We start from the raw sequence: 22,804 nt of genomic DNA on the forward strand, positions 1-22,804 counted from the left end.
AAAAGAAGTTAAGGGATAATAGGGAACATTATTCCTAACTTCTTTTTTCAAATTTTATTTACTACTTGATCCTTAATCGATGGCGTAATCGAACCATACTTGGTCCTAAAAGACGTTCAGCTAATCGAATTTTTAACGCTAAGTATGCGTACACCGTACCGCCAACACCAGCTACAAATAAAATCAAGAACAATGACTGAATTTTACTATCTTGATTGAGGAATAAACCGAAAACAGATTTCGTGACCCCAGCTGCTACCAGCATGATCAGTGTCAAAATAAAAATCAATAGTGTTCTCCGCCAAACAAAACTTGGTTTGAAACGTGCCACTTGACGCATCTTTTTTAAAATCAGCGTGCAAGAAACAGCAAAACCGATCATCGTCGCAAATAGTGGACCATAGACTTCAAACAGACGGATCGCTGGGTATTGCAAGATCACCTTCACGACAAAACCGATTGCAAGATAACGGATCGCTGCGGCATTTTCAAACATCCCTTGAAGCATATTGGAAACTAACATATATAGACCTAGGAACAGTCCCACAAAACTGGCTTGGATCAACACGTGACTTCCTAGTTTATCAGGTGCATAAAACAACGTATTCAAAGGATAGGCTAGCAAGATCACGCCAAAGGTAGCAGGAAACATAAAGAACGAAAACAATTGTAAATTGCCACTTGTCAGTTTCGCTAAACCACGATGATCTTTGATCGTCACCGCTTCGGTGATCAACGGCAATCCAGTAGAAGCGATGGAAGTAGCAAGCGCAATCACGACCATCGTCAATTTATCTGGGTTTGCACTGAAAATTGAAAAGAGATCCAATAACTGATCTTTGGAATATTCAGTCGTTGCTGACATGATTTTAATAAAGGTAAACTGATCTACTAATTTAAAGATCGTCACTCCTGACCCAACAATAATAAACGGAATCGCTTCTTTGATCGTATCTAGTAACAATTCTTTTGTCGCTACGTTGACTTGGTTATGACTATACTGGACACGTGCCGCTGAATACGCCTGTTGTTTTTTCAAAAAATACAATAAGACCAAAATACTTGCTAACATTCCGATAAATGCAGCAAAAGTCGACTGAGTAACTGCTGTGACATAATCGCCTTTCATGACTTTCATAATGATAAAGGTCGCAAGCAACATGTAAAAGATCCGTGCGACTTGTTCCACGATTTGGGAAAGTGCATACGGCATCATTTCTTGGTTTCCTTGGAAATACCCTCGTATAACACTCATACAAGGAAAAACAAGTACCGCGATACTGAGTGATCGCATCGTTGGAATCAATTCTGCTCCGCCACCAGAAGCATGTGCGAGCCAAGGCGAAGCCACATACATAAATAATGAAAATAAGAGTCCTAGTACACCCATCATCTGTAATGCTCGAATAAATAAACGCCGAGAAGTCCCATATTCATTTAATGAATTGTAGCGAGCGGTTTGCTTGGCGATCGCCGCCGGAATCCCAGCTGTCGAAATCAGTAGGAACAAAGCATAAATATTGTAGCCCATATTGAATAATCCATTAGCAGCTTTTGCATTCTCCCCCATCCAAGCGTACCAAGGGATAATGTAGATAGCCCCGAGTAACCGGGATATGATATTACTAGCTGTCATCCAAGCAGAGCCACGAGCCATTTTTTCTTGAGGTGTTAAATTTTCCATTGCTGGTTTTCGTTGATTAGTCATCGATCAGATTCCAACTTTCTTCAAAACATTACTAACAGTTTAATAGTAAAAAGGAAAACTGGCAATCTTTTTTGTGTGATTTTTCTGTAAATTCAACATTTTTAAGATAACGTTTTCTTTCTAGCTGTTATAAAGTTTCTCCTCAATAATGTTCGTTATTATTTAACATTTATAATTACTAACGAGTTGTTTTTTTCTTATGCTATACTAGTTCTATAATTAGCGAACGGAGGGTGCGCTTATGCTGAAAGAATTGAAAAAAACACCGATCATTTTACTAGGTGTCGTTTTTATTGCCATTGGTTTGAATTGGTTTTTACTGCCACATGACATTGCTTCAGCAGGAGTCGGAGCGATCGGACATTTAGTTGAGACCGCCTTTTTGATTCCACGATCCATCACGGTTTGGTCAGTGAATGTCATCATGCTGCTATTAGCTATACTCTTATTAGGAAAAATGATCTTCATTAAAGCAGTATTTGGTAGTTTGCTCTTTCCACTTGTGTTAGATGTGATTCCTAAAACACCGATTTTTTATTCTCATCTTCTTTCGTTGATCATGGGAAGTCTACTTTTTAGTACGGGTGTCTATACGCTTTATACAGTTGGTGCATCAAACGGTGGCGTGACAATCCCACCAATCATCCTCCAAAAGTTCTTCCGTATCCCGGTTTCTAAAGGATTACTTTTAACAAATCTGGTCATTGTTTGGTTGAATTATCTTGTGTTTGGATTACGGGAAACCCTCTATGTCTTATTTTCTATCGTTTTAAGTTCACTATTCTTAAAGCTATTAGGACGGATCTATCCGATCACAAATGATCTAGAGGCGTGATGCTCTCACTGTTGATTCAAGAATTACGTGCAAAAAATCAAGAACTGTTCTGTTGGAACAATGTGTTATGGGTTCGTTTCGGATAGGTCAGTAATGCTAGGCAAGTAACAAGCAATTTTTATATAAAAAAGAGAAAAAGCTCAACACGTTCGGTCGTTTTGAGTTTTTTTCTCTTTCCTATTCTCTTTTTAGATAGCTGATTCCCTTTTTAGCAACTCTTTTGAAGTATGCTATAATAAATCAGAACCCAATGAATAATAAAGTGAGGGATGATTCAATGAGCTTCTCTTTAGAAGATATCCGTAAATTATTGATCAAAGAAAATTTATTAAAAGAATTTGTTTCTGTTCAAGGTTGGCATTTAGATGCTCCTGAGCAATTTGTATTCAAAAAGTTAAGTTATGACTCACGCCAAGTAGATCATGAGACGTTGTTTTTTTGTAAAGGTCTGAATTTCAAAGAAGAGTATTTAACAAGTGCGATCTCGAATGGTTTGAGCTACTACGTCGCTGAACAGCCTTACGAAAATACAGCAACTGGTATCATCGTGACTGATATTCGCAAAGCGATGGCGATCCTTTCCATGGCTTTTTATCAGTATCCCCAAAAACAATTGCAAGTGATCGGCTACACTGGAACTAAGGGAAAAACAACGGCAGCTTATTTTACCAAAGCCATTTTAGATCATGCGACAAACAATAAAACAGCGTTGCTTTCAACAATGAACACGACTTTAGATGGACAAACTTTTTTTAAATCCCATTTAACAACGCCTGAATCATTAGACTTGTATCGCATGATGGCGGAAGCGGTAAAAAATGGCATGACACATTTAGTGATGGAAGTATCCTCACAGGCTTATAAAACACAACGGGTATATGGTTTAACGCTAGATGTAGGAATCTTCCTGAACATCTCTCCTGATCATATCAGCCCCATTGAACATCCAACTTTTGATGATTATTTCTATTGCAAACGTCAATTGATTTTAAATTCTAAAACTGTGATTTTAGATCATGAAAGTGATCATTTCGATCTTTTACAGGAAACGGCTGAGTTAGCAAACGTCCCTTACATCACTTATGGACGTTCTGCCGAATCTGATTATGAAGTAAAAAGTTTAACTTCAGGGAACCATGCCTTTCACTTGATCAAACACAACGGAAAACTTGATATCGAAGCAGACTATGAGATCCAATTAGCCGGTGATTTCAACCAAGAAAATGCAGCAAGTGCTATCATTGCGGCTGCGTTGACTGGCGCCTCCATTGAGGATGCCCAAAAAGGACTCAAAGCAGCACGTGTGCCTGGACGGATGGATCAGTTGATCCAAAAAAATGGCAGTCATGTTTATGTCGATTATGCACATAATTATCTCAGTTTAAAAACATTATTAGAATTTGCCAAAAAAGAACATCCGAAGGGTCGGGTCATCGTTGTTCTAGGTAGCCCCGGCAACAAAGCAGTTTCTCGCCGTCAGGATTTCGGAAAAGTATTATCAGAAACGGCTGACGTCGTCTTTTTAACAGCGGATGATCCAGCATTTGAAGATCCGCAAAAAATCGCTGAAGAAATCAATGCAGCCATCACTAATGCTGAGCTTGAGGTTCATTATGAAATGGATCGTCCAGAAGCGATCAGACAAGCATTAGCGATCAGCAATCCTGAAGATTCCGTTGTAGTCGCTGGAAAAGGAGTCGATCCTTATCAAAAAATCAATGGGATAGATGTTCCTTATAAAGGCGATTATGAAGTTGTCAAAGAATTGATTGAAGACTGAGTATTTCAATGAATACCACTTGTTTACAATAAAAAATACGAGATGCGAAACGTATTAAAGCGAGGTTGAGACAAAAGTGTTCAGCATCAAGAAATAAGAAGGAATTTCCGAAAATTGCTTCTCAAATTTTTGGTAAATTTCGGCTTATTTCCGAAGATGCTACTTTTGTATCACCGTTTATTCGTTTTTAGAGATACTAGAAGAGACTGAGACAACTTTTGTCTCAGTCCCGCTTCATATTTATCGTAGTTTTCTATCTTTGTTTTTATTGAATTAATTGAAGCAAATCACATGGCTTTATTCTGCAGCTAATTCGGCTGCTTTTTCTCTTTCTTCAGTCAATAGTTTATTGTCATAGTATTTGATGAATGGTAACCAAATGAAGAACGCTAAAATTGCACATAATACTGCTAAAACAGCCGCCTTCCAGTCTCCCCCACTACCGACAAATGCGCCCACACCAACTGGCGAAGGCCAAGGCATTTGCGCCAGCATTGGCTTAACGATCTCGAAGCGAATGGCAAAATAAGCTAGTGAAGCCGATGCCATCGGTGCTAGGAAAAATGGAACAGCCAGATACGGATTATAAACAATTGGCATCCCAAAAATAATTGGCTCATTGATATTAAAGATACCTGGAACTAGTGAAGCTTTCCCTAGTACTTTTAATTGATCGGATTTAGCCAAAAAGGCAATGAAGAAGATCAATCCTAATGTGGCCCCTGATCCTCCTACTGTTACATAGGAATTATTAAATTCGCCAGCAAGCGGGAAATTCGCTCCCTGTGCATTTGCTGCCATGTTCGCTAATACGATTGGTGTCAAGAAAGAAGTAATGATATTGGCACCGTGGATACCCACGATCCATAGTGCATGGATCAAGAAATAGATCACCATGATCCCTAACCATGTGTTCGTTAATTGAGTAACAAACCCGAATGGGATCGCAATCATTTTGAAGATATCTGTTCCTAATACAACCAACAGACCATTAACAAGCATCACAACGAACCCAATCACAAATGTAGGGATCAAAGCTGTAAAGGAACGAGAAACACCTGGAGGTACTACATCAGGCATCTTGATGACCCAATTCCGTTTGACACAGATGCAATATAATTCAACAGCTATATATGACATGATGATTGCTGTAAAGATACCGGAAGTGCCTAGCCGCTCGACAAATGAGCCCATCCGAATCCCGTTCACGACAGTTTCCGTATCTGAGATACTAGCGATCAAGCTTACTTTCCCATCGGATAATACTAATTCCGGAATACACATGAAGAAAGCAAATACCGCAAGCAGCGAACCAGTTAAAGGATTGACATTCAACCCTTGTTCATCTCGTTCGATTGAAGTCAGTTCATAAGCAAAAACAATAGCAAAATAAATGGATAAAATCCCCATGGTCATCGTGTTGATGATCATGTACAAATCACTGACTTTAAAAAATGTAGCGTTGAAAAACCCTTCAAGAAATGGAAATGGTAAAGGTAAGATATTCAAAACCAAAAACATCGACCCGACAATCGTAAATGGAATCGAAGCCATCCCTGCTGCCATTACCGCCCGAACGATTTTCATTTGTGCAATTTTTCCCATCGGTCCCATCAAATACTTTTCCAAAAATTTAAACATTAGTTACTCCCCTTCCCTAATTGTGAAATCTTTTCATATTGTTTAACACGTTGATATTGACGGTCTTGATTACGTTCAATTTTTTCTAAGCGGAACCAGCAAAAGCCACAAACAAAGATACCGCTTACAAATAATGCGAGTAAAAATAGCTTGGCGCTATGATCATTAGCCATAAATGGAAAAAATGAGCGATACCATGGGGTAAGTAGTAAGCCACTGATTCCTACGTTCATCATTCCTTGAATCTTAAAATAATTGCTCGTCCAAGGTGCTCGGTTCGTGTGCGTACGATAAAGTATGACTTGTTCACCGATAGCAGGAACGATCAAACCCAGCAAGCTAAGCGGCAGTAGCCAGGCACTGCTTCTTGCGATTAATAGTAGTACTAGCCAATTAAGATTGATGAAAAAGAAAAAGGCTGTCAAATAACGAATCACAAGATAACGATTGAAGTACATGATTTTCAAACTAAATTGTTTCTTTTCTAAAGCTAATTGTTGCTTCTTAGTTTCATCCACCTTAATCTCCTCTTTCAAGCTTTTTGTTGATACAAATAACTCATTTCATTTGCGACTTCTAAAAGGGTCATTGTTGTCATTAAATGGTCTTGGGCATGGACCATGATGATCTCCATCTCGATTTTTTGTCCACTTGCATATTCTTTTAGCAAGTTTGTCTGAGCTTTATGCGCTTCTAAAATAGCTTCATTTGCTTTATCTAATTGTTGACTCGCTTCCGCTTTTTCTCCTTGCCGTAGAAGTTTGAAGGCTTCATGAATCAATGTTCGGGCATTTCCACTATGCAAAATAATATCAAAAGCGATGACTTGTAATTCTTCACTCGTCATATTTCCAGTCACACGTATTCCTCCTTATTCAATCACCTCGTCAAAATGATTGCTAAAATTTTCAAACGTTGGTTCAATTAAAATTTGTTGTTGCAAATCTGTGCGATCAATTAATTGCACAATTGCTTTTGTCACTATAGTAATTTCTTCGTTTTCAATAAAAGATGGTGACACGAGAAAAACAAATTTGATCTGTTGGTAATCATCCCAAAACATCCCCTCCGGAATCACTGCGACTGCAATTTTTGTCGTGACCCCTACTGGAATAGCTGGATGTGGGACTGCAACGGTTTCACTGAAGACAATCTGTCCCATTTTCTCTCGCTTGCTGATTTGTGCCATCATTTCAAGGGTATAATCTTTTACTTCGTCTTTTTCTAAAAGCGAGAGTAGGTCTAAAATCACCGTCTCTTTAGTTGGTCTTTCAGAATAGACTTTGTACCATCTTTCAGAAAGCTGGCCATGATAATCCTGTCTTTTTTTCGGAGAATCTGTGCAAATAGTTTTTATTCTTTTTGACGGACAAGGTTGTAAGTCCGCAATCGTCTGTCGAATTTTTTGGCTATCTAGTGGATTCAAAAAGACACTCACATGTAATACGGGGATCTTAAAAATCATCGTTGATAAATCGATTGATGAAATAATCATATCTACGCCCATCAAAGTCATTTCATTGATCTCGTAATAACCTTTGACATTAGTCACTAATAGCATTTCGCCAAACTCAGCAAGCACACGATTCTTCAACAATTGCGCACTTCCATAACCAGTTGCACAAATGATCAATACCCGTATTTTTTTCGCTGTTCTGACTTTTTCTAAAGCTGCCATGATGTGTAAGGTAAGATACGCCCATTCATCTTCATTGATCGTGAATTGTCGTAACATAGGCATTTGACTAAATATTCTTTTCGTCTGTTCAAAGGCGACCATATTTTCTTTTTTTATATCCTCAGTCAACGGATTCTCTAAAGTAATCCCTTGCCGTAGACGAACCACCATTGGCGTCAAATGATTAAGCAGACCATTTTTTAATTGTTGATCCTCAATCAGTGAATCGCCAAAAAAGTCGGCAAGCTGCTCAATCACTCTTGCTAATTCCTCGTAAAGCAGCTCATCATTTATTTTTTCGATGGGATTAGACTTAGCAACCAAATGCAACGTCAGATAATGAATTTCCGCTTCTGGAAAAGGTACTTTTGTCACACGATTCATTCGTTGAACGATCTTTTTTGCTACTTGATATTCACGGCGATCCACTAACTCTTCACTAAAATCTAAAGCTTCAATGGGGAATCCTTCGTTGATTCGCTTGATCGTTAAGGCTAGGTGTAATGCTAGATTTTGCATGATAAAATCAGAAACTTTTAAATTTGCTTCTCGGATCTCATCTAAAATAATGATTAAAACCTCTTCAAAATTGAATTCATTGAAAAAGTGACTGTTCACTAAATAATCTTTTAAAGAGTTTGCTGCTTGATCACCAAAAAACGTGTCCATAATAAAATGGCGCTTGTTTTGCTCTGATCCTTCGATCCACATTCCTTGTCGTGGTTTAGAACAAATTTTTAACGCATAGGGCTCAATTTTTGCCTTTATCTCATTTAGATCATTGGATAAACTAGAACGGCTGATAAAGAGTTCCGACTCTAATTCATCCATAAAAATGGCTTCATCTTCTAGCAATAACTTATTTAACAGATATTTTTGACGATCTTCAGTTTCAAAAAATTCCATTTCAGACATGCCTTGATCAGCTGCGATATTTTGATGTTTTAAAAAAAATGCAAATGCCAAAGGCTTTAAGATCGCCAACTGATATCCTTGTCCTTGTTTGGCAATAATTTTTGCTCCGTTTTTTTCAATTTTCTCTTTGACATCAACCATGTATTTACGGATTGTTCGATCAGATAAAGACAATTCAGAAGAAAGCTCATGACTAGTGATATATTTTTTTTGGTAGTTGATCAATAGCCCTAACAATGCTTTTTCGATCTGTTTCATCTTTATCCACTCCTAGTTAGATATTTTCTTCAATCAATTCCGCTAATTTCTGAATACCTGTGGGAATCGGAACATACGCTTGAAAGGGGATACTAACCACAGGTTTATCAACCGTTTTTCCTAGTTTAACAAACTTATCTAAAAACATCGTGGTTTGAGGACTAATGAGAAATAAATCAAAGTCGCTTGACTTGATCATTTTATCGCCTTCTGTCGCAGATACCGCATCGACTTCGATTTCTTCCCCCTTTTGTTTGAATAGATCCGTGGTCTTAGAAGCCATCATAGAAGATGACATCCCTGCTGCACAAATAATCAATGCTTTTTTCATTTTATTTGCTCCTTCCTTTTCGTTCTATTTAAAGTATAGATTGTAAACGTTTTCTTTACAAAAGAAATACTTCCGTATCGATTAGGAAGAAAAAAACATACAAAAAAAGAAACTGAGCTAAAACTTGCCTCAGTTTCTTTTTTAGTTGGTTAAAAAATTCTTTCTGTTTGTTTTCGGAACTATCCGATACTTTCACGATCTCTTTTGAATAGGTCTATATCTCATGGTGTTTTAAAATGCAACTGCATCAAGTAACTAGGTCTGATTGGCGCATCTAAGGTTTCCGACAAGATGTTGTCACCTGCTGTTCCAAAGAAAGAGAACTCATAAGCATTCTGTTCACTTGTTAAAGTGACAAGTTCAACGGTTTCTGATAGATTTTGACCATTTGATACTAAAACTACCTCTTGTTCATGATCTGTATTTTGCAAACCTAATGTCAGTTCAGTTAATCGTTCGGTTTCTTCAAGACTAGTCATGGCATCCACATAAACGGATACCGGACGGTTGGAATTATTTTTGATCTCATAATTTGGTGAAGCGATACCAGCTAGAATATCCTCCTGTACAAAACTCATACGTGCAGGAATGGTGACATCGATGTATTGTGCGTTAGATGTAATCGTCAATATTCCGTCTAGTTCTGTTTTATTGCCAAATTCATCAATCAATTTCAGCGTAAATCGATGATCGTCTGCAGGCAACTCAGAAAATTCTAAGCCATTCTCGAAAGTTAACTCAAGTCGGATATTTTCTGGTAAGGACCAATTGTCAGTTGGATCGCCATCTAACAACTCTCGTAAATCCGGCATTTCACTTCCTTGCTCATAGACAAGTGAATCTCTTAGCTTTCCTTCTGGAGGTGTTGTATCCTCGATCAATAGATTTATAGGTGAAAAGTGTTGTTGGTTTCCTGCTTCGTCTGTTAGAACAGAGGCTACAACATACGCAGTAGATGAAGGCACTTTCCCAGCAATTTCAAACTTTCCTCCTTGAAGATCCTCCAGCCCAATCGTAATCTTTTCTGGTAAACTCCAATTATCTTGTAAAGTCCCTTCTTTAATCACACTCATTAACTCTTCTCGGCTAAGACTGCCTGTACGTCTTGCTTCAAATGAAACACTCCGTTCAAACTCTGCTGTCGGTGCCTTCGTATCTACTACTGTATATTTAGTAGTAAGTTCTTGCGTGTGATTCGTTGTTTTGTTTTTCACAGCAACTGTTACTTCTCCAGTTGCTCCAGGTGCCCATTCTTTCGGTCCATTAGTCAGACGATACTCATAATCATCGGTATCTTTTGGTCGTTTATCAAACCATGATTCTAGAATCGTCCGAGATAATTCTTGGCTTCGTTGTGCTTCAACAACCACTTCAGACTTTATTTCAAACCGTTCACCGATGTACAACTTACCCTTAAGTTCTCTAGCATTTCCTCTTTCATCCGTCAAGGTTAACGTAAACTCGTGCGCCCCTTCAGGTAATTCTGAAAACTGCTTGCCGTCCTTGAAGCTTAACGCAAGTTTGATATTTTCTGGTAGCGACCAGTTGTCGGTGGGTTCGCCATCTAATAACTCTCGTAAATCTGGCTCTTTACTGCCTTTTTCAAAAAACAGTGACTCCTTAAGCTTGCCCTCTGGTGCTTGCGTGTCAACGACTGAAATATTTTTCATGTATCGAGCCGTATTTCCAGCTTCATCTGTTAAAGTAATAAAAATGTTACCGTACATACTTGGTGCCTTTCCAACAAGTTCAAACGGTTCATTTGCGGATCCGATTTTAGTCAATCCGATCGTAATCTTTTCTGGTAAACTCCAATTATCTTGCAGATCACTCTCAATCAACAGTTCTCGTAGTTCTGCTTGCGTGAGCGCACCTGTAAGCCTTGCTTCAAACACGATCTCTTTTTTAAGTGTTGCGGTGGGTGCTTTAGTGTCTACGACGGAGTATTTCGTTTCATATTCTTTTGTTTCATTTGTTGCTTTATTTGTGACAGCGACTGTTGCTTGTCCGTTAGTGTCTGGTGCCCATTCTGCCGGTCCGGAGACTAGACGATAGTCATAACTGTCAGGATTGTTTGGTAATTGTTCAAACCAGCTTTTGAGAATTTCAGTTGATAGCTCTTTGGCTCTTTGTGCTTGGACAACCACTTCCGATTTGATTTTAAACGCATCACCGACGTGTAACGTACCTTTGAGCTCTTTAGGATTTCCAGCCTCATCCGTCAAGGTTAGCGTAAATTTATGCTCTCCCCTAGGTAATTCCGAGACTTGCTTGCCGCCATCAACAGCCAACGAAAGACTGATTTTTTCTGGCAAGGACCAATTGTCGGTTGGATCACCCTCTAGTAAACCTCTTAAATCTTTCAGTTCCATTCCTTGTTCAATCACGATTTTGTCTTTTAGTTTCCCATCAGGAGGCGTAGTATCAACCACTTGGATACGATAACCACTTCCCGTAGCAGCATTCCCTGCTTGGTCGGTCACACGTACCTTGACAATTTCAACACCTGGTTGAGTCCCAGCAATTTCCCAAGGAACGTTGGAACCGTTATAATCAAATAACTCAATCTGGAGATCCTCCGGTTTACTCCAGTTATCTTCTAGTTTTTCAAATATACTCCTTAGTTCTTCATCAGTAAGACTCCCTTTTCGTCTAGCCTCCAATGGTGCATCCCTGATTACTGTGTATTTTGGTGCAGTAGTATCTACAACAGTATAGTTAGTCGTAAATTCTTGCGTGTTATTCGTTGTTTTATTTTTGACAATAACTGTAGCTTTTCCAGTTGCTCCAGGTGCCCATTCTGCCGGTCCGGAAGACAGACTATAGTCATAATTCCCTGAATTCTCCGATATCGTAGAAAACCACGATTTTAGGATGCTCGTAGACAGTTCTTTTCCTCTTTGTGCTTCAACGGTCACTTCATTTTTGATCTCAAATTCAGGTTGCTCTTTCTTCACTGTAATCGTTCCCAGCAAAGCATTGACATACGAAACATCTTCGATCGGGATCGAGTCTAAAACAGAGTATTGGGAGGCTACAGCCGTCGTCCCTAGTTTCACGTCTCCGTTAAGTACTAATCGATCTTCTTTTGCACTGGTCGATGCCAGCCTAGTGATCGTGACGGTAAAAGATGCGGCATAAGAAGAAATACTAGGCTTCGTAACCGTCACTTGGTACCCATTGACACTTTGATCAGATGGAATCGTTAACGTATACGTTCCGCGGTAAGATGAATGATTCCCATAATACATCGTATCGTATGGATAATCATCCGTTGTGGTTAGATTACTTGCTATCCAAGAAATCCAACCATGATCTTTATCTTGAGTGACCTTCTCATAGGTAGGCACATTCACAGTAAAGGAAGTCTTCGAACCAACGGCAGCTCCCAACATAATAGTGCGATTAATCTGTGTCGCTAACGTTTTCTCAATATAACTTTTTTTCCCATTTGCTATCAGATCAGGTCGATATTTATCTAGGTTTGGTAAATTATTCTTCCTTAACTCAGCACTTTGTCGAAGGACTGGTGGTACAGGATCTTCCCATGGAGTCACAGGTTCCGTTACTTCAGTTGGCTGTTCAGTTGGTATTTCAGTTGGTACTTCTTCCACTTCTTGTTCTTCAACGATCGGTACTTCCTCAACTACAGGTGCTTCTTCTACGATTTCCTCTGTATTTTCTTCTACTGGCTCCTCTACCTCGATTGACTCTTCTGTTGAGTCGTTTGCAGCTGTTTCAGGTGAAACAGGTTCTTGCATCACTGGTTGTTCCCCTTGATTTTGTAAATCCTGTACAAACTCCGTATCTAGTTCTGGTGGTGCTTCCTCAGCAAAAACGGTTAATGGATAAAGACAATTTTGGAACAACAACAAAGAGGTTGTTATCGTTCGCAAATGCTTGCTTTTCAAATTTTCTGTCCTCCTCTCTTACTAATACACTCACTCTTTTTCCTTGCTCAAATTCTCTAAAAGGAAAGATTAAATAAACAAAATTTTTATTATTTCTTATGAACATTCCTAGTGTGAACGTTCCTAATATTTGTAAAAGGTTACTTTTTTGCTCATGAGATGATAGTTTATTTGACTATTAACATAACAAAAATCACTATGTAAAGAAAAATTTTTCATTTTAATCTTACGTATACTCACCTCCAAAAACATATGAAACACCTACACTAAAATTATCTACGATTATCCGCTTAGAACAAAACCTTTTTTTACCGATAGAATGGTAATTTTTAACAGATTTGCGGTTGTTTCATCGGACTGTCATTTTTCTAAAATAAAAAAAACAAAATAGCGTAATACTATAGCTTGGTATTAAAAAAAAAAGAAAACATGCCAACTAAATAAAAATAACAATGTTTTAAAAAAATGTGTCATTTGTTTACGTTCAAAAGGTATCACGATGCAAATATTATGAGACATAAGCAATTTTAATAAAACACTTTTTGTTTTTTTCACTTTTGTAACTAACAAAAAATAACTGTTCATCTTGGATAGTCATTCACAAAAAAAAACGTCAGCAAACTTCCACTCGGTGAATGGTTCTAACTCTTCAATTGATATTTTCTTTGTTTTAGTTTCTCTTCACTTTATTTTTCTATAAAAGAGTTTGAGAGGAAGCGACCTTCAAGACAAATAAATAGTATTTAAGCATCTGCTCGGAGCTATCCGCCTCTTTCACGATCTTATCCACGGTGTATCAAGCTCTAACGGAAAATAAGCCGAAGAAAGAGGTTGAGCCAACACATGGCTCAACCTCTTTTCCGGCTTATTTCTCAGAGCTAGACACTTTTGTCATAATCTCTATTTTGTTTATTCAGTTATAAACTTGCTGGACTGATTGCGACTTATAAAACATCTTAAAATACTGAAACAGCCAAAATTGTTTTTAATGATCTGTTCTTCATTCTGGAAGTGGCTCTGGGTTTCATCGAAAGCTCCTTCAACAATCTCTTATAATTCACTTGTTCCTGCTTTTTAATTAGCCACGATATTTACTAATTTATTTGGTACAACGATCACTTTACGAACAGTTTTGCCAGCAATGTTTTCTTTGATCGTTTCATTGTTCATCGCTATTTTTTCAAGTTCATCTTTTGGTAAGTCACGTGAAACATTAGCTTTTCCTCGGACCTTACCATTGATTTGGAAGACAACTTCGATTTCATCTTCGACTAAAGCTGACTCATCATAAGTTGGCCAAGCTGCGTAAGAAATACCTTCCTCATTTCCTAAGATTGCCCATAGTTCTTCACCCATGTGTGGTGCGATCGGTGCCAACAATTGAACAAATCCTTCGATATATTCATAAGGTAGTGCATCCACTTTATACGCTTCATTGACAAACACCATTAATTGAGAGATGGCTGTATTGAAGTGAAGATTTTCGTAATCTTCCGTAACTTTTTTGACGGTTTGATGATACACTTTATCTAATTTCCCATCATTTAAAGTGGTGATTCGATCACGCATCTTATTGTTTTCATCCACGATCAAACGCCAAACACGATCTAAGAATTTGCGGCTTCCTTCTAGTCCATTTTCACTCCAAGCAATCGATGCGTCTAATGGTCCCATAAACATTTCATATAAACGTAATGTATCTGCGCCATATTTGGCCACGACATCATCTGGATTAACGACATTGCCACGTGATTTAGACATTTTTTCGTTGTTTTCTCCCAAGATCATTCCTTGGTTGTATAATTTTTGGAATGGTTCCTTTGTAGGTACAACACCGATATCATATAAGAATTTGTGCCAGAAACGAGCGTACAGCAAGTGAAGAACGGCATGTTCTGCTCCACCAATGTAGATGTCTACTGGCAACCAGCGTTCTAATTTATCATAGTTCGCTAATTCTGTTTTATTATGTGGATCGATATAACGTAAATAATACCAAGAACTTCCTGCCCATTGTGGCATTGTATTGGTTTCACGGCGACCTTTTTTACCAGTCACAGGATCGACAACATTCACCCATTCTTCGATGTTGGCAAGTGGCGATTCTCCTGTTCCACTTGGTTTGATATTAGTCGTTTTAGGCAAACGTAATGGCAGCTCTTCTTCTGGTAAAGCTGTGACTGTACCATCTTCCCAATGGATGATCGGAATTGGTTCCCCCCAGTAACGTTGACGTGAGAATAACCAGTCACGTAAACGATAGCTGACTTCTTTTTTCCCACAACTATTTTCTTCTAACCATTCATTCATTTTAGCAATGGCTTCTGCTTTATTCATGCCATTCAAAAATTCAGAATTGATATGAGGACCATCTTCCGTATAAGCAGCCTCTTCAATATTTCCTCCTTCGATCACGGGAAGAATTTCTAAATCAAAGGTTTTTGCAAATTCATAATCACGTTCATCGTGAGCAGGTACAGCCATGATTGCTCCAGTGCCATAAGAAGCTAACACATAGTCAGCGATCCAGATCGGGATCTCTTTTCCATTAACTGGATTGATGGCATAAGCTCCAGTAAAGACACCCGTTTTTTCTTTCGCTAGATCTGTACGTTTCAAATCTGATTTTTTAGCTGTCTCTTCGATGTATGCTTCAACTGCTGCTTTTTGTTCTGGTGTCGTGATTTCTTGCACCAAGTCTAATTCAGGAGCTAAAACAGAGTACGTTGCGCCAAATAGTGTATCTGGTCGTGTGGTAAAAATCGTGTACGTTTTGTCTGTTCCAGCAACTTTAAATTCAACATTTGCTCCTACTGAACGACCGATCCAGTTGCGTTGCATTTCTTTGATGCTATCTGGCCAATCTACTAAATCAAGATCATCAAGTAAACGATCTGCGTATGCAGTGATCTTCAGCATCCACTGACGCATTGGTTTGCGGACGACATCGTAGCCGCCACGTTCACTTTTTCCATCGATCACTTCTTCATTAGAGATCACCGTACCAAGCTCAGGTACCCAGTTAACTGCTACTTCTGCTTCATATGCCAAGCCTTTTTCGTACAATTTTGTAAAGATCCATTGTGTCCATTTGTAATATTCTGGATCAGTTGTGTTGACTTCACGATTCCAGTCATAACTAAACCCTAAAGAATTGATTTGACGACGAAATGTTTCAATGTTTTTTTGTGTAAATTCAGCTGGATCATTTCCTGTATCTAATGCGTACTGTTCGGCTGGTAGTCCAAACGCATCCCATCCCATCGGATGCAAGACATTGAATCCTTGACTGCGTTTAAAACGAGATAAGATATCTGTTGCTGTATAGCCTTCCGGATGTCCAACATGCAGTCCTTGACCTGATGGGTATGGAAACATATCCAACGCATAGAACTTTGGTTTTTCAGGATCATCATGGGTATTGAAGGTATTGTTTTTTGCCCAGTATTTTTGCCATTTCTTTTCGATTTCTTTATGGTTATAACTCATTTTCTATCCCCCTGATCTATTTGTACTTCCACATCAATCTGTCGAAGTGTAGTGAGGTCTCCCTCACTTTTTTGCTTCTTCATCTGAAGAAAACAAAAAAGTCCTATAAAAAGATTGCTCTTTTTATAGGACGTAATCTACGTGGTACCACCTAATTTTGCCTTTTCACAAAGGCCTCAAACGTTGTAACGGTCGTCACCGCTCCTACTTACTCTGTTTGTGATTTCAGTAGGCGCAACTCAAAGGCGAGTTCAAAAGCGTCCGTACACATTTCCACCAACCATGTGCTCTCTAAAACTTTCGACTTTTTACTACTTCCTTTTCAGGCGTTGATTTTTATTTACTCAAAAGTGTAGATTCATAGTAACAAATAAATGCTACAAGTTCAAATATTATTTCACACATTTACTGATTTCCTGCCATGTGTCATTACTTATTTTTTGACGATCAACTGTTGTCCCGGATAAATAAAGTTATTCTTGATATTATTCCATTCGATCAATTGATTCATGGTGATTCCATGACTATCGGCAACGCCCCATACTGATTCGCCTGCTTTGACGGTATAGGTTTTTTCATCTGATTTCGCTGGCGTTGATTGTGCAGTGCCTTTTTTAACGATGACTTCTTGTCCTGGATAAATAAAATTGTTTTTGATGTTGTTCCATTCAATCAACTGATCCATCGTAATATGGTGTTTATTGGCAACGCCCCACACCGATTCGCCTGCTTTGACAGTATACTTCGTATCACCCGTTGAAGAAGCCGTTGGAGTTGTAGAAGCTGGCGTTGAAGCTGTTGGTTTGGTTGTTGCTGTTGCGCTTGCTTTACTGCTTCCACCTTTGACGATCAATTTCTGTCCTGGATAAATGAAGTTATTCTTAATATTATTCCATTCAATCAACTGGTTCATGGAAATCCCATTTTTATTTGCAACACCCCATACTGATTCGCCTGCCTTGACAGTATAAGTCGCTTGCCCTGTCGCAGTTGAGCTGGTATTGCTTGATGCGGTGTTCTTGTTATTAGCTGTCGAAGTGGACGCATTACTTGAAGATGAACCACCTTTGACAATCAATTTTTGCCCTGGGTAAATAAAATTATTTTTAATATTGTTCCATTGAATCAGTTGGTTCATGGAAATTCCAAATTTATTCGAAACACTCCAAACCGATTCGCCTGCTTTGACAGTATAAGTACTTCCAGAAGTAGTACTTCCTGTATTTGCCGTATTACTAGATGTATTACCTGTCGATGTATTAGAAGTAGAACCGCTTGCTGAAGAACTACCTTTTGAAACAACCAACTGTTGACCTGGATAAACAAAGTTATTCTTGATGTTATTCCATTCGATCAGTTGATTCATCGAAATCCCATGATCATTCGCAATTTTCCAAACAGAATCGCCTGATTTAACCGTATATTTTGCACCAGTTGCTTGCCCCGTACTGCCAGACGTATTCGTGTTGCCAGAAGTATTTCCAGAAGAAGCATTATTACCAGTGTTAGTGGTTGAAGAACCTGCAGATTGGCCACCTTTGATTGTTAATTTTTGTCCTGGATAGATAAAATTATTTTTGATATTATTCCATTCGATTAACTGCGCCATCGTGATTCCAAATGAATGAGAGATTCCCCAAACGGAGTCTCCTGATTTGACGGTATAAGTCGTACCAGTCGTAGTTGCAGAACCGCCTGAGTTCCCACTAGTACTTCCAGAATTGGATGTATTTCCCGTATTCCCGCCATTTCCAATCGTTGCACCGCCTCCAGCGTTGCCGCTAGCTGGTGTATCGTATTTGGTCAATCCATAGGTTGTAATAATATTATTTAGTTTTCCAGCATACCCTGGATCAGTTGCATAACGACCTGTCAAACAAGCAGTAGCATCAGTATAAGATTTAGTGTTGCTTTTCCAAGTACCTGCATAATAATAGCCATTACCAAAAGAGGTATTTCTTAAAACATAGGCATTGTCATTAAATGACTCTGCAAAAGAAGGGTACTGACGGAAAGGTTCTTTTTTAGATACCCATTTATTGTTAAGATATTCGAGTGTATCCATATAAACAGTTTGACCTTGATAACTTCCTTTAATCCCAAATAGATTATAGTAAGGTGCTTGTGACAAGGCACTACTTCCCCAACCACTTTCGACGACTGCTTGAGCAATCATGACTGAGGCATATAAATCGTTGGCTTGAGCAATTGGTTGTGCATACGTAGCAATCTCAGCAATAAACGCTGCTGTATTGATTCTGGCACCGAATTGTGTGGGGGTTTGATCAGCATCTACTTGTACAGGCTGAATCAATGGCGCTGCCACAGAACAGCCGACCATCGCCGTACCGACAAGTGCAGCACTACGTTTTACTTTACGAAAACGTTTGGTTTCATTTAAACGTCTACGTTCTTTTCTTGCAATGTTTTCCATCTTCTATCCTCCAACTTCTATCTACAATTTCTATACTATTATAATAATTATAACTTCTCTTAATCTTTATTAAAAGTTATTTAAGTGTGTGACTGCTTATTGTAATCAGACTGTAACCTTTCGTAATGTTCAACACTGAGAAAAAAATAGCTCCTTTCCCCGCTTGATTTTAACGACTTTTAACAAATAATCGATTTAAACTTTCCCAGTCAAAGTATGTCAGTTATATTACTTGAAAATGTCTAGGAGATTACAAAGTGATTTACAAATAAAATACCTTTTTTTATTTTTTGATTAAGTGCTCGATTCTATAAATAATTATGGATATTATTTATAGAGCGAATAATGCTATAATGAGTCATTGTTGAAAAGGAGGATATTTATGAAGCAACGTACAACTTTTCATGTAGCTGGAGCTTGTTTTTTATTGCTCTTTTTAGTCTTAGGCTACATTGTCAAATACCGTATTTCTTTACTGGCGGGATTTGATCAATCAATAACAGAAATGATCCGCGCTCCCTACCCTCATTGGAATGCTTATCAGCTGTTTATGACAAAATTTGGCAATCCACTCACGGTCATCTTAGTCTTCTTGCTGGTTTCATTTTTGTTATGGTGGAAGAAAAAAAGCCCTGAAATGATTTGGTTAGCGGTTAATTTTATTGCCATTGCTGGGATCATCAATCCTGTGATCAAACTATTCGTGATGCGCGTTCGCCCAACCCTTGAACACCTTGTGGTAGAGCACAGTTACAGTTTTCCTAGTGGTCATGCAGCTGGTAGTATGATTTTATATGGTACACTGATTTTTCTAATTCCTGTCATTATTCAAAAAAAGGTCTTTCGTCCATTGATTCAAATACTTCTAGCGTTTATTATAGTAAGTGTTGGGATTAGCCGTATTTATTTAGGCGTTCATTTTCCAAGTGATATTCTAGGTGGCTTTTTACTTAGCCTCTCGTGGTTATGCTTCACGTATCCAATTTATCGAACCCAAAAAGAAAAATGGCTAAACACGCAGAAAACGTCTTGATCTCACACAAGTATTTTTTAGTGAGAACTTTTGTTACAAATCATCCAAATCAATAAAAAATTGTGGAGAGACAGTTAACTTTTTTCTTTGATGATTAGTTAATCTGTCTCTTTACTTGATTCTAAGAACGATTCTCGTTATAAAGTGCTTAGATTTTGCGCCATTCATCAGGTATAATGATCTGAATCGTTCAATACGAGTAGAAGAAAGTGATGAATTTAGCACCATTAAGAAAGAAGGATAACAATGGAATTTACATATTCAGATGGAAATAAACGCTACCACTCATGGAATTATGCGTTAAGAAATGAATTTGGCGGGAAAATTTTCAAAGTGCCAATCGATGGAGGATTTGACTGCCCCAATCGTGATGGTACAGTAGCTCACGGGGGCTGTACTTTTTGTAGTGTTTCTGGATCAGGTGATATGATCGTCGCTCCCGAAGACCCATTACCTATTCAGTTCCATAAAGAAATCGATATGATGCATCAAAAATGGCCAGGGGTAACCCAATATATCGTTTATTTCCAAAATTTCACGAATACTCATGCACCTGTAGAAATCATTCGCGAGCGTTTTGAACAAGTGATCAACCTTCCTGGTGTTGTCGGGTTGTCGATTGGTACTCGCCCAGACTGCTTACCAGATGCGGTCGTGGATTATCTCGCAGAACTAAATGAACGGCTTTATCTGTGGGTCGAATTAGGATTACAAACGACTTTTGAAGAAACCTCTACACTGATCAATCGCGCACATGACTACCAAACTTACCTTGATGGTGTGAATAAATTACGAAAACATGGCATTCGTGTCTGCACTCACTTAATCAACGGTTTACCTGGTGAAACATTAGAAATGATGCGTGAAAATGTCCGACGTACGATCCTTGATTCAGATATCCAAGGAATCAAGCTTCACTTAATGCACTTGATGCGCAAAACAAGGATGCTTCGTGATTATCATGAAGGTCGTTTACAACTGATGACCCGTCCTGATTATGTCAATGTGATTTGTGATCAATTGGAAATGATCCCTCAAGAAATCATTATCCATCGGCTTACCGGTGATGCCCCTTGGGATTCGTTGATCGGACCAATGTGGAGTTTGAAAAAGTGGGAAGTCTTGAATGCGATAGATGAAGAATTGGTTCGTCGCAATAGTTATCAAGGGAAATTTGATGTTCGTAAAGGAGTGCGTTGCTAATGCTACAAACTGCTTTACACTTTAGCCATACGTTATTAACAGAAATCCTGCAACCAGGTGACCATGCTATTGATGCCACCATGGGTAATGGCTACGATACGCTTTTTATGGCTGAATTGGTCGGGAAGACCGGACATGTTTACAGTTTTGATATCCAACCTGCTGCCTTGCAATCCACGAAAGAAAAACTCGCTGAACAAGCATTGACCGATCGAGTCTCTCTTTATTTACAAGGTCATGAGACACTGGGGAATGTCGTGGCTCCAGAGCAACCAATCAAAGCAGGGATTTTCAATCTAGGTTATCTTCCTAAGAGTGACAAAGCAATCATTACTTTACCTGAAACAACGAAAATCGCAATGGAAGAGATACTGAAACGTTTAGCCCCTCGAGGACGCATGATTATCGTCGTCTACTATGGTCATGAAGGTGGGAAATCAGAACTGGATATGGTACAACAGTTTTGTCAAATGCTCTCTCAAGATCAGTATAATGTTTTAAACTATCAATTTATTAATCAAAAAAACAATCCACCGATTTTGTATTGTGTGGAGAAGAAAAAATGTTGAAATAATTGGCTTTGTTCAATTACTCCGTTCGCTTCTTTATGGCTTATCAATGTTTTTTGGACAGTTTTGTTAATTGACGAATATAAAAAAGCCCATAACTAGAAAGTTTTCACTAAGCTTTCTATGGTTATGGGCTTTTTCTCATTATTGGTTCTCTCAAGTAATCCAACATGTCTTTTTCTATTCTATTGGCTTTTCACGTATGACTCGCAGAATGAACAGGGATAGACTTCCTACAAAGAGCAATAAAATGAGTAAGATCATGAGATTGAGCCACCATTGTCTTTGTTCTGCATTCGCTTCTTTTTGGGCTAGTTCTTCTGTATAAGGCACTCGATGTCCTCTGACTAATAATCGATGGGAATTGATCATATACGGTGTACAGGTGACTAAAGTCACGAGATCTTCCTCTGGATAAATTTTTAGAGAGCTAACGTCATCAGGGGTCACAATAGTGATGTCATTCACTTCATAGGCCAACTTTTCTTCTGCATAGGTGATAATGAAAATATCCTCCAACTCCAGTTGATCGAGATCCGTAAAAAGTTTTCTTTCAGGAATCCCACTATGGGCAGAGATCACACTATGGTTATTTTTACCACCAGTAGGGTAGGACGTCCCTTCCAAAACACCAGCACCATATTGGAGGATCGTTGGGCTTGCATGGTCAAACAGCGGAACACTGACCCTAATCTTAGGAATTTGAATCGAACCAATCAAGTGATTTGCTAAATAATTAGCGAGGTCCGCTTCTTTCCGTCCAGTGTAGGTTGGGAGCGTGATCGCCCCCATGCCTCTTTCTGCTAGTTCTTGATTATACTTTTTGGCTCTTTCTCGTGTCTGTTGCTGTTCTGCTTTCGTTTTTTGAGACTCATTGATACGATAATGATCAACGAGTTGGTTGAAGGCATTGACATAAAAAGGATAACTCGCAATCAATCCACCTGTTAAAAAAAGGAGATACATCACGATCCGAAGCCACTTTTTTGGTCGCTGTTTTTGGGACATTGGATATTCCC

15 protein-coding genes and 1 other annotated feature are annotated in these 22,804 nt (G+C 38.6%); of the genes, 5 read left to right on the forward strand and 10 right to left on the reverse strand.

The features are described 5' to 3' along the window. Window positions 1-61: 61 nt before the first annotated feature. Window positions 62-1,708, reverse strand: a complete 1,647-nt coding sequence (locus IGK81_RS11995) for a putative polysaccharide biosynthesis protein (protein ID WP_034700493.1) — start codon at window positions 1,706-1,708, stop codon at window positions 62-64. Window positions 1,709-1,949: 241 nt separating this feature from the next. Here IGK81_RS11995 and IGK81_RS12000 point away from each other — a divergent pair, with 241 nt between their 5' ends. Beyond that, window positions 1,950-2,543 (forward strand): YitT family protein, encoded by a 594-nt coding sequence (locus IGK81_RS12000; RefSeq protein ID WP_010721018.1) that lies wholly within the window; start codon window positions 1,950-1,952, stop codon window positions 2,541-2,543. A 277-nt stretch (window positions 2,544-2,820) separates the two neighbouring features. Next, a complete protein-coding gene (locus IGK81_RS12005) occupies window positions 2,821-4,323 on the forward strand; it encodes a UDP-N-acetylmuramoyl-L-alanyl-D-glutamate--L-lysine ligase (protein ID WP_034700494.1) in 1,503 nt (500 codons plus the stop codon). Window positions 4,324-4,620: 297 nt separating this feature from the next. Here IGK81_RS12005 and celB read toward each other — a convergent pair whose 3' ends face one another. From celB to IGK81_RS12045, 8 genes are all read right to left on the reverse strand, one after another. Next, complete coding sequence (celB, locus tag IGK81_RS12010; RefSeq protein ID WP_010721020.1) at window positions 4,621-5,964, reverse strand: PTS cellobiose transporter subunit IIC; 1,344 nt, start codon at window positions 5,962-5,964, stop codon at window positions 4,621-4,623. Then, window positions 5,964-6,482, reverse strand: coding sequence for a hypothetical protein (locus IGK81_RS12015; protein ID WP_010721021.1), 519 nt, complete (start codon window positions 6,480-6,482; stop codon window positions 5,964-5,966). The genes celB and IGK81_RS12015 overlap by 1 nt, the downstream gene beginning before the upstream one ends. Window positions 6,483-6,496: 14 nt before the next feature. Further along, window positions 6,497-6,811 (reverse strand): PTS cellobiose transporter subunit IIA, encoded by a 315-nt coding sequence (locus IGK81_RS12020; RefSeq protein WP_014834421.1) that lies wholly within the window; start codon window positions 6,809-6,811, stop codon window positions 6,497-6,499. A gap of 24 nt (window positions 6,812-6,835) precedes the next feature. Beyond that, on the reverse strand, window positions 6,836-8,815 hold the full coding sequence (locus IGK81_RS12025; protein ID WP_034700495.1) for a BglG family transcription antiterminator: 1,980 nt from the start codon (window positions 8,813-8,815) through the stop codon (window positions 6,836-6,838). 16 nt (window positions 8,816-8,831) lie between these two features. Continuing rightward, entirely contained in the window at window positions 8,832-9,146 is a 315-nt protein-coding gene (locus IGK81_RS12030) for a PTS cellobiose transporter subunit IIB (protein WP_010736972.1), read from the reverse strand. Between the two features lie 221 nt (window positions 9,147-9,367). Continuing rightward, window positions 9,368-13,057, reverse strand: a complete 3,690-nt coding sequence (locus tag IGK81_RS12035) for a hypothetical protein (RefSeq protein ID WP_034700497.1) — start codon at window positions 13,055-13,057, stop codon at window positions 9,368-9,370. 1,074 nt (window positions 13,058-14,131) lie between these two features. Beyond that, window positions 14,132-16,546: a leucine--tRNA ligase gene (gene leuS, locus IGK81_RS12040; RefSeq protein ID WP_034700499.1), complete on the reverse strand. Its 2,415-nt coding sequence runs from the start codon at window positions 16,544-16,546 to the stop codon at window positions 14,132-14,134. Between the two features lie 123 nt (window positions 16,547-16,669). Then, window positions 16,670-16,880, reverse strand: a binding site (T-box leader). Window positions 16,881-16,979: 99 nt separating this feature from the next. After that, the gene (locus IGK81_RS12045) at window positions 16,980-18,980 is read right to left on the reverse strand and encodes a muramidase-2 (protein WP_034700501.1); all 2,001 of its coding nucleotides are present in this window, start codon (window positions 18,978-18,980) and stop codon (window positions 16,980-16,982) included. 382 nt (window positions 18,981-19,362) lie between these two features. Between IGK81_RS12045 and IGK81_RS12050 the strand changes: the two genes are divergently transcribed. The 3 genes from IGK81_RS12050 (at window position 19,363) to IGK81_RS12060 (ending at window position 21,785) form a co-directional block, all read left to right on the forward strand. Then, window positions 19,363-20,013 (forward strand): phosphatase PAP2 family protein, encoded by a 651-nt coding sequence (locus IGK81_RS12050; protein WP_034700503.1) that lies wholly within the window; start codon window positions 19,363-19,365, stop codon window positions 20,011-20,013. A 246-nt stretch (window positions 20,014-20,259) separates the two neighbouring features. Further along, window positions 20,260-21,216, forward strand: a complete 957-nt coding sequence (locus IGK81_RS12055) for a TIGR01212 family radical SAM protein (RefSeq protein ID WP_010736968.1) — start codon at window positions 20,260-20,262, stop codon at window positions 21,214-21,216. After that, entirely contained in the window at window positions 21,216-21,785 is a 570-nt protein-coding gene (locus tag IGK81_RS12060) for a class I SAM-dependent methyltransferase (RefSeq protein ID WP_034700506.1), read from the forward strand. Before IGK81_RS12055 ends, IGK81_RS12060 begins: the two co-directional genes overlap by 1 nt. Before the next feature lie 180 nt (window positions 21,786-21,965). On the opposite strand, the gene IGK81_RS12065 is transcribed toward IGK81_RS12060, so the two are convergent. After that, window positions 21,966-22,793, reverse strand: a complete 828-nt coding sequence (locus tag IGK81_RS12065; protein ID WP_034700508.1) for a class C sortase — start codon at window positions 22,791-22,793, stop codon at window positions 21,966-21,968. Window positions 22,794-22,804: the final 11 nt, after the last annotated feature.

This window comes from Enterococcus sp. DIV0703 (genome assembly GCF_051711065.1).
GTDB lineage: Bacteria > Bacillota > Bacilli > Lactobacillales > Enterococcaceae > Enterococcus_B > Enterococcus_B hirae.

Excerpts from the sequence above, each read along its gene's own strand:
- IGK81_RS11995 (WP_034700493.1), bottom strand. The coding sequence starts at position 1,708 with ATGACTAATCAACGAAAACCAGCAATGGAAAATTTAACACCTCAAGAA.
- IGK81_RS12000 (WP_010721018.1), top strand. The coding sequence starts at position 1,950 with ATGCTGAAAGAATTGAAAAAAACACCGATCATTTTACTAGGTGTCGTT.
- IGK81_RS12005 (WP_034700494.1), top strand. The coding sequence starts at position 2,821 with ATGAGCTTCTCTTTAGAAGATATCCGTAAATTATTGATCAAAGAAAAT.
- celB (WP_010721020.1), bottom strand. The coding sequence starts at position 5,964 with ATGTTTAAATTTTTGGAAAAGTATTTGATGGGACCGATGGGAAAAATT.
- IGK81_RS12020 (WP_014834421.1), bottom strand. The coding sequence starts at position 6,811 with ATGACGAGTGAAGAATTACAAGTCATCGCTTTTGATATTATTTTGCAT.
- IGK81_RS12025 (WP_034700495.1), bottom strand. The coding sequence starts at position 8,815 with ATGAAACAGATCGAAAAAGCATTGTTAGGGCTATTGATCAACTACCAA.
- IGK81_RS12030 (WP_010736972.1), bottom strand. The coding sequence starts at position 9,146 with ATGAAAAAAGCATTGATTATTTGTGCAGCAGGGATGTCATCTTCTATG.
- leuS (WP_034700499.1), bottom strand. The coding sequence starts at position 16,546 with ATGAGTTATAACCATAAAGAAATCGAAAAGAAATGGCAAAAATACTGG.
- IGK81_RS12045 (WP_034700501.1), bottom strand. The coding sequence starts at position 18,980 with ATGGAAAACATTGCAAGAAAAGAACGTAGACGTTTAAATGAAACCAAA.
- IGK81_RS12050 (WP_034700503.1), top strand. The coding sequence starts at position 19,363 with ATGAAGCAACGTACAACTTTTCATGTAGCTGGAGCTTGTTTTTTATTG.
- IGK81_RS12055 (WP_010736968.1), top strand. The coding sequence starts at position 20,260 with ATGGAATTTACATATTCAGATGGAAATAAACGCTACCACTCATGGAAT.
- IGK81_RS12060 (WP_034700506.1), top strand. The coding sequence starts at position 21,216 with ATGCTACAAACTGCTTTACACTTTAGCCATACGTTATTAACAGAAATC.
- IGK81_RS12065 (WP_034700508.1), bottom strand. The coding sequence starts at position 22,793 with ATGTCCCAAAAACAGCGACCAAAAAAGTGGCTTCGGATCGTGATGTAT.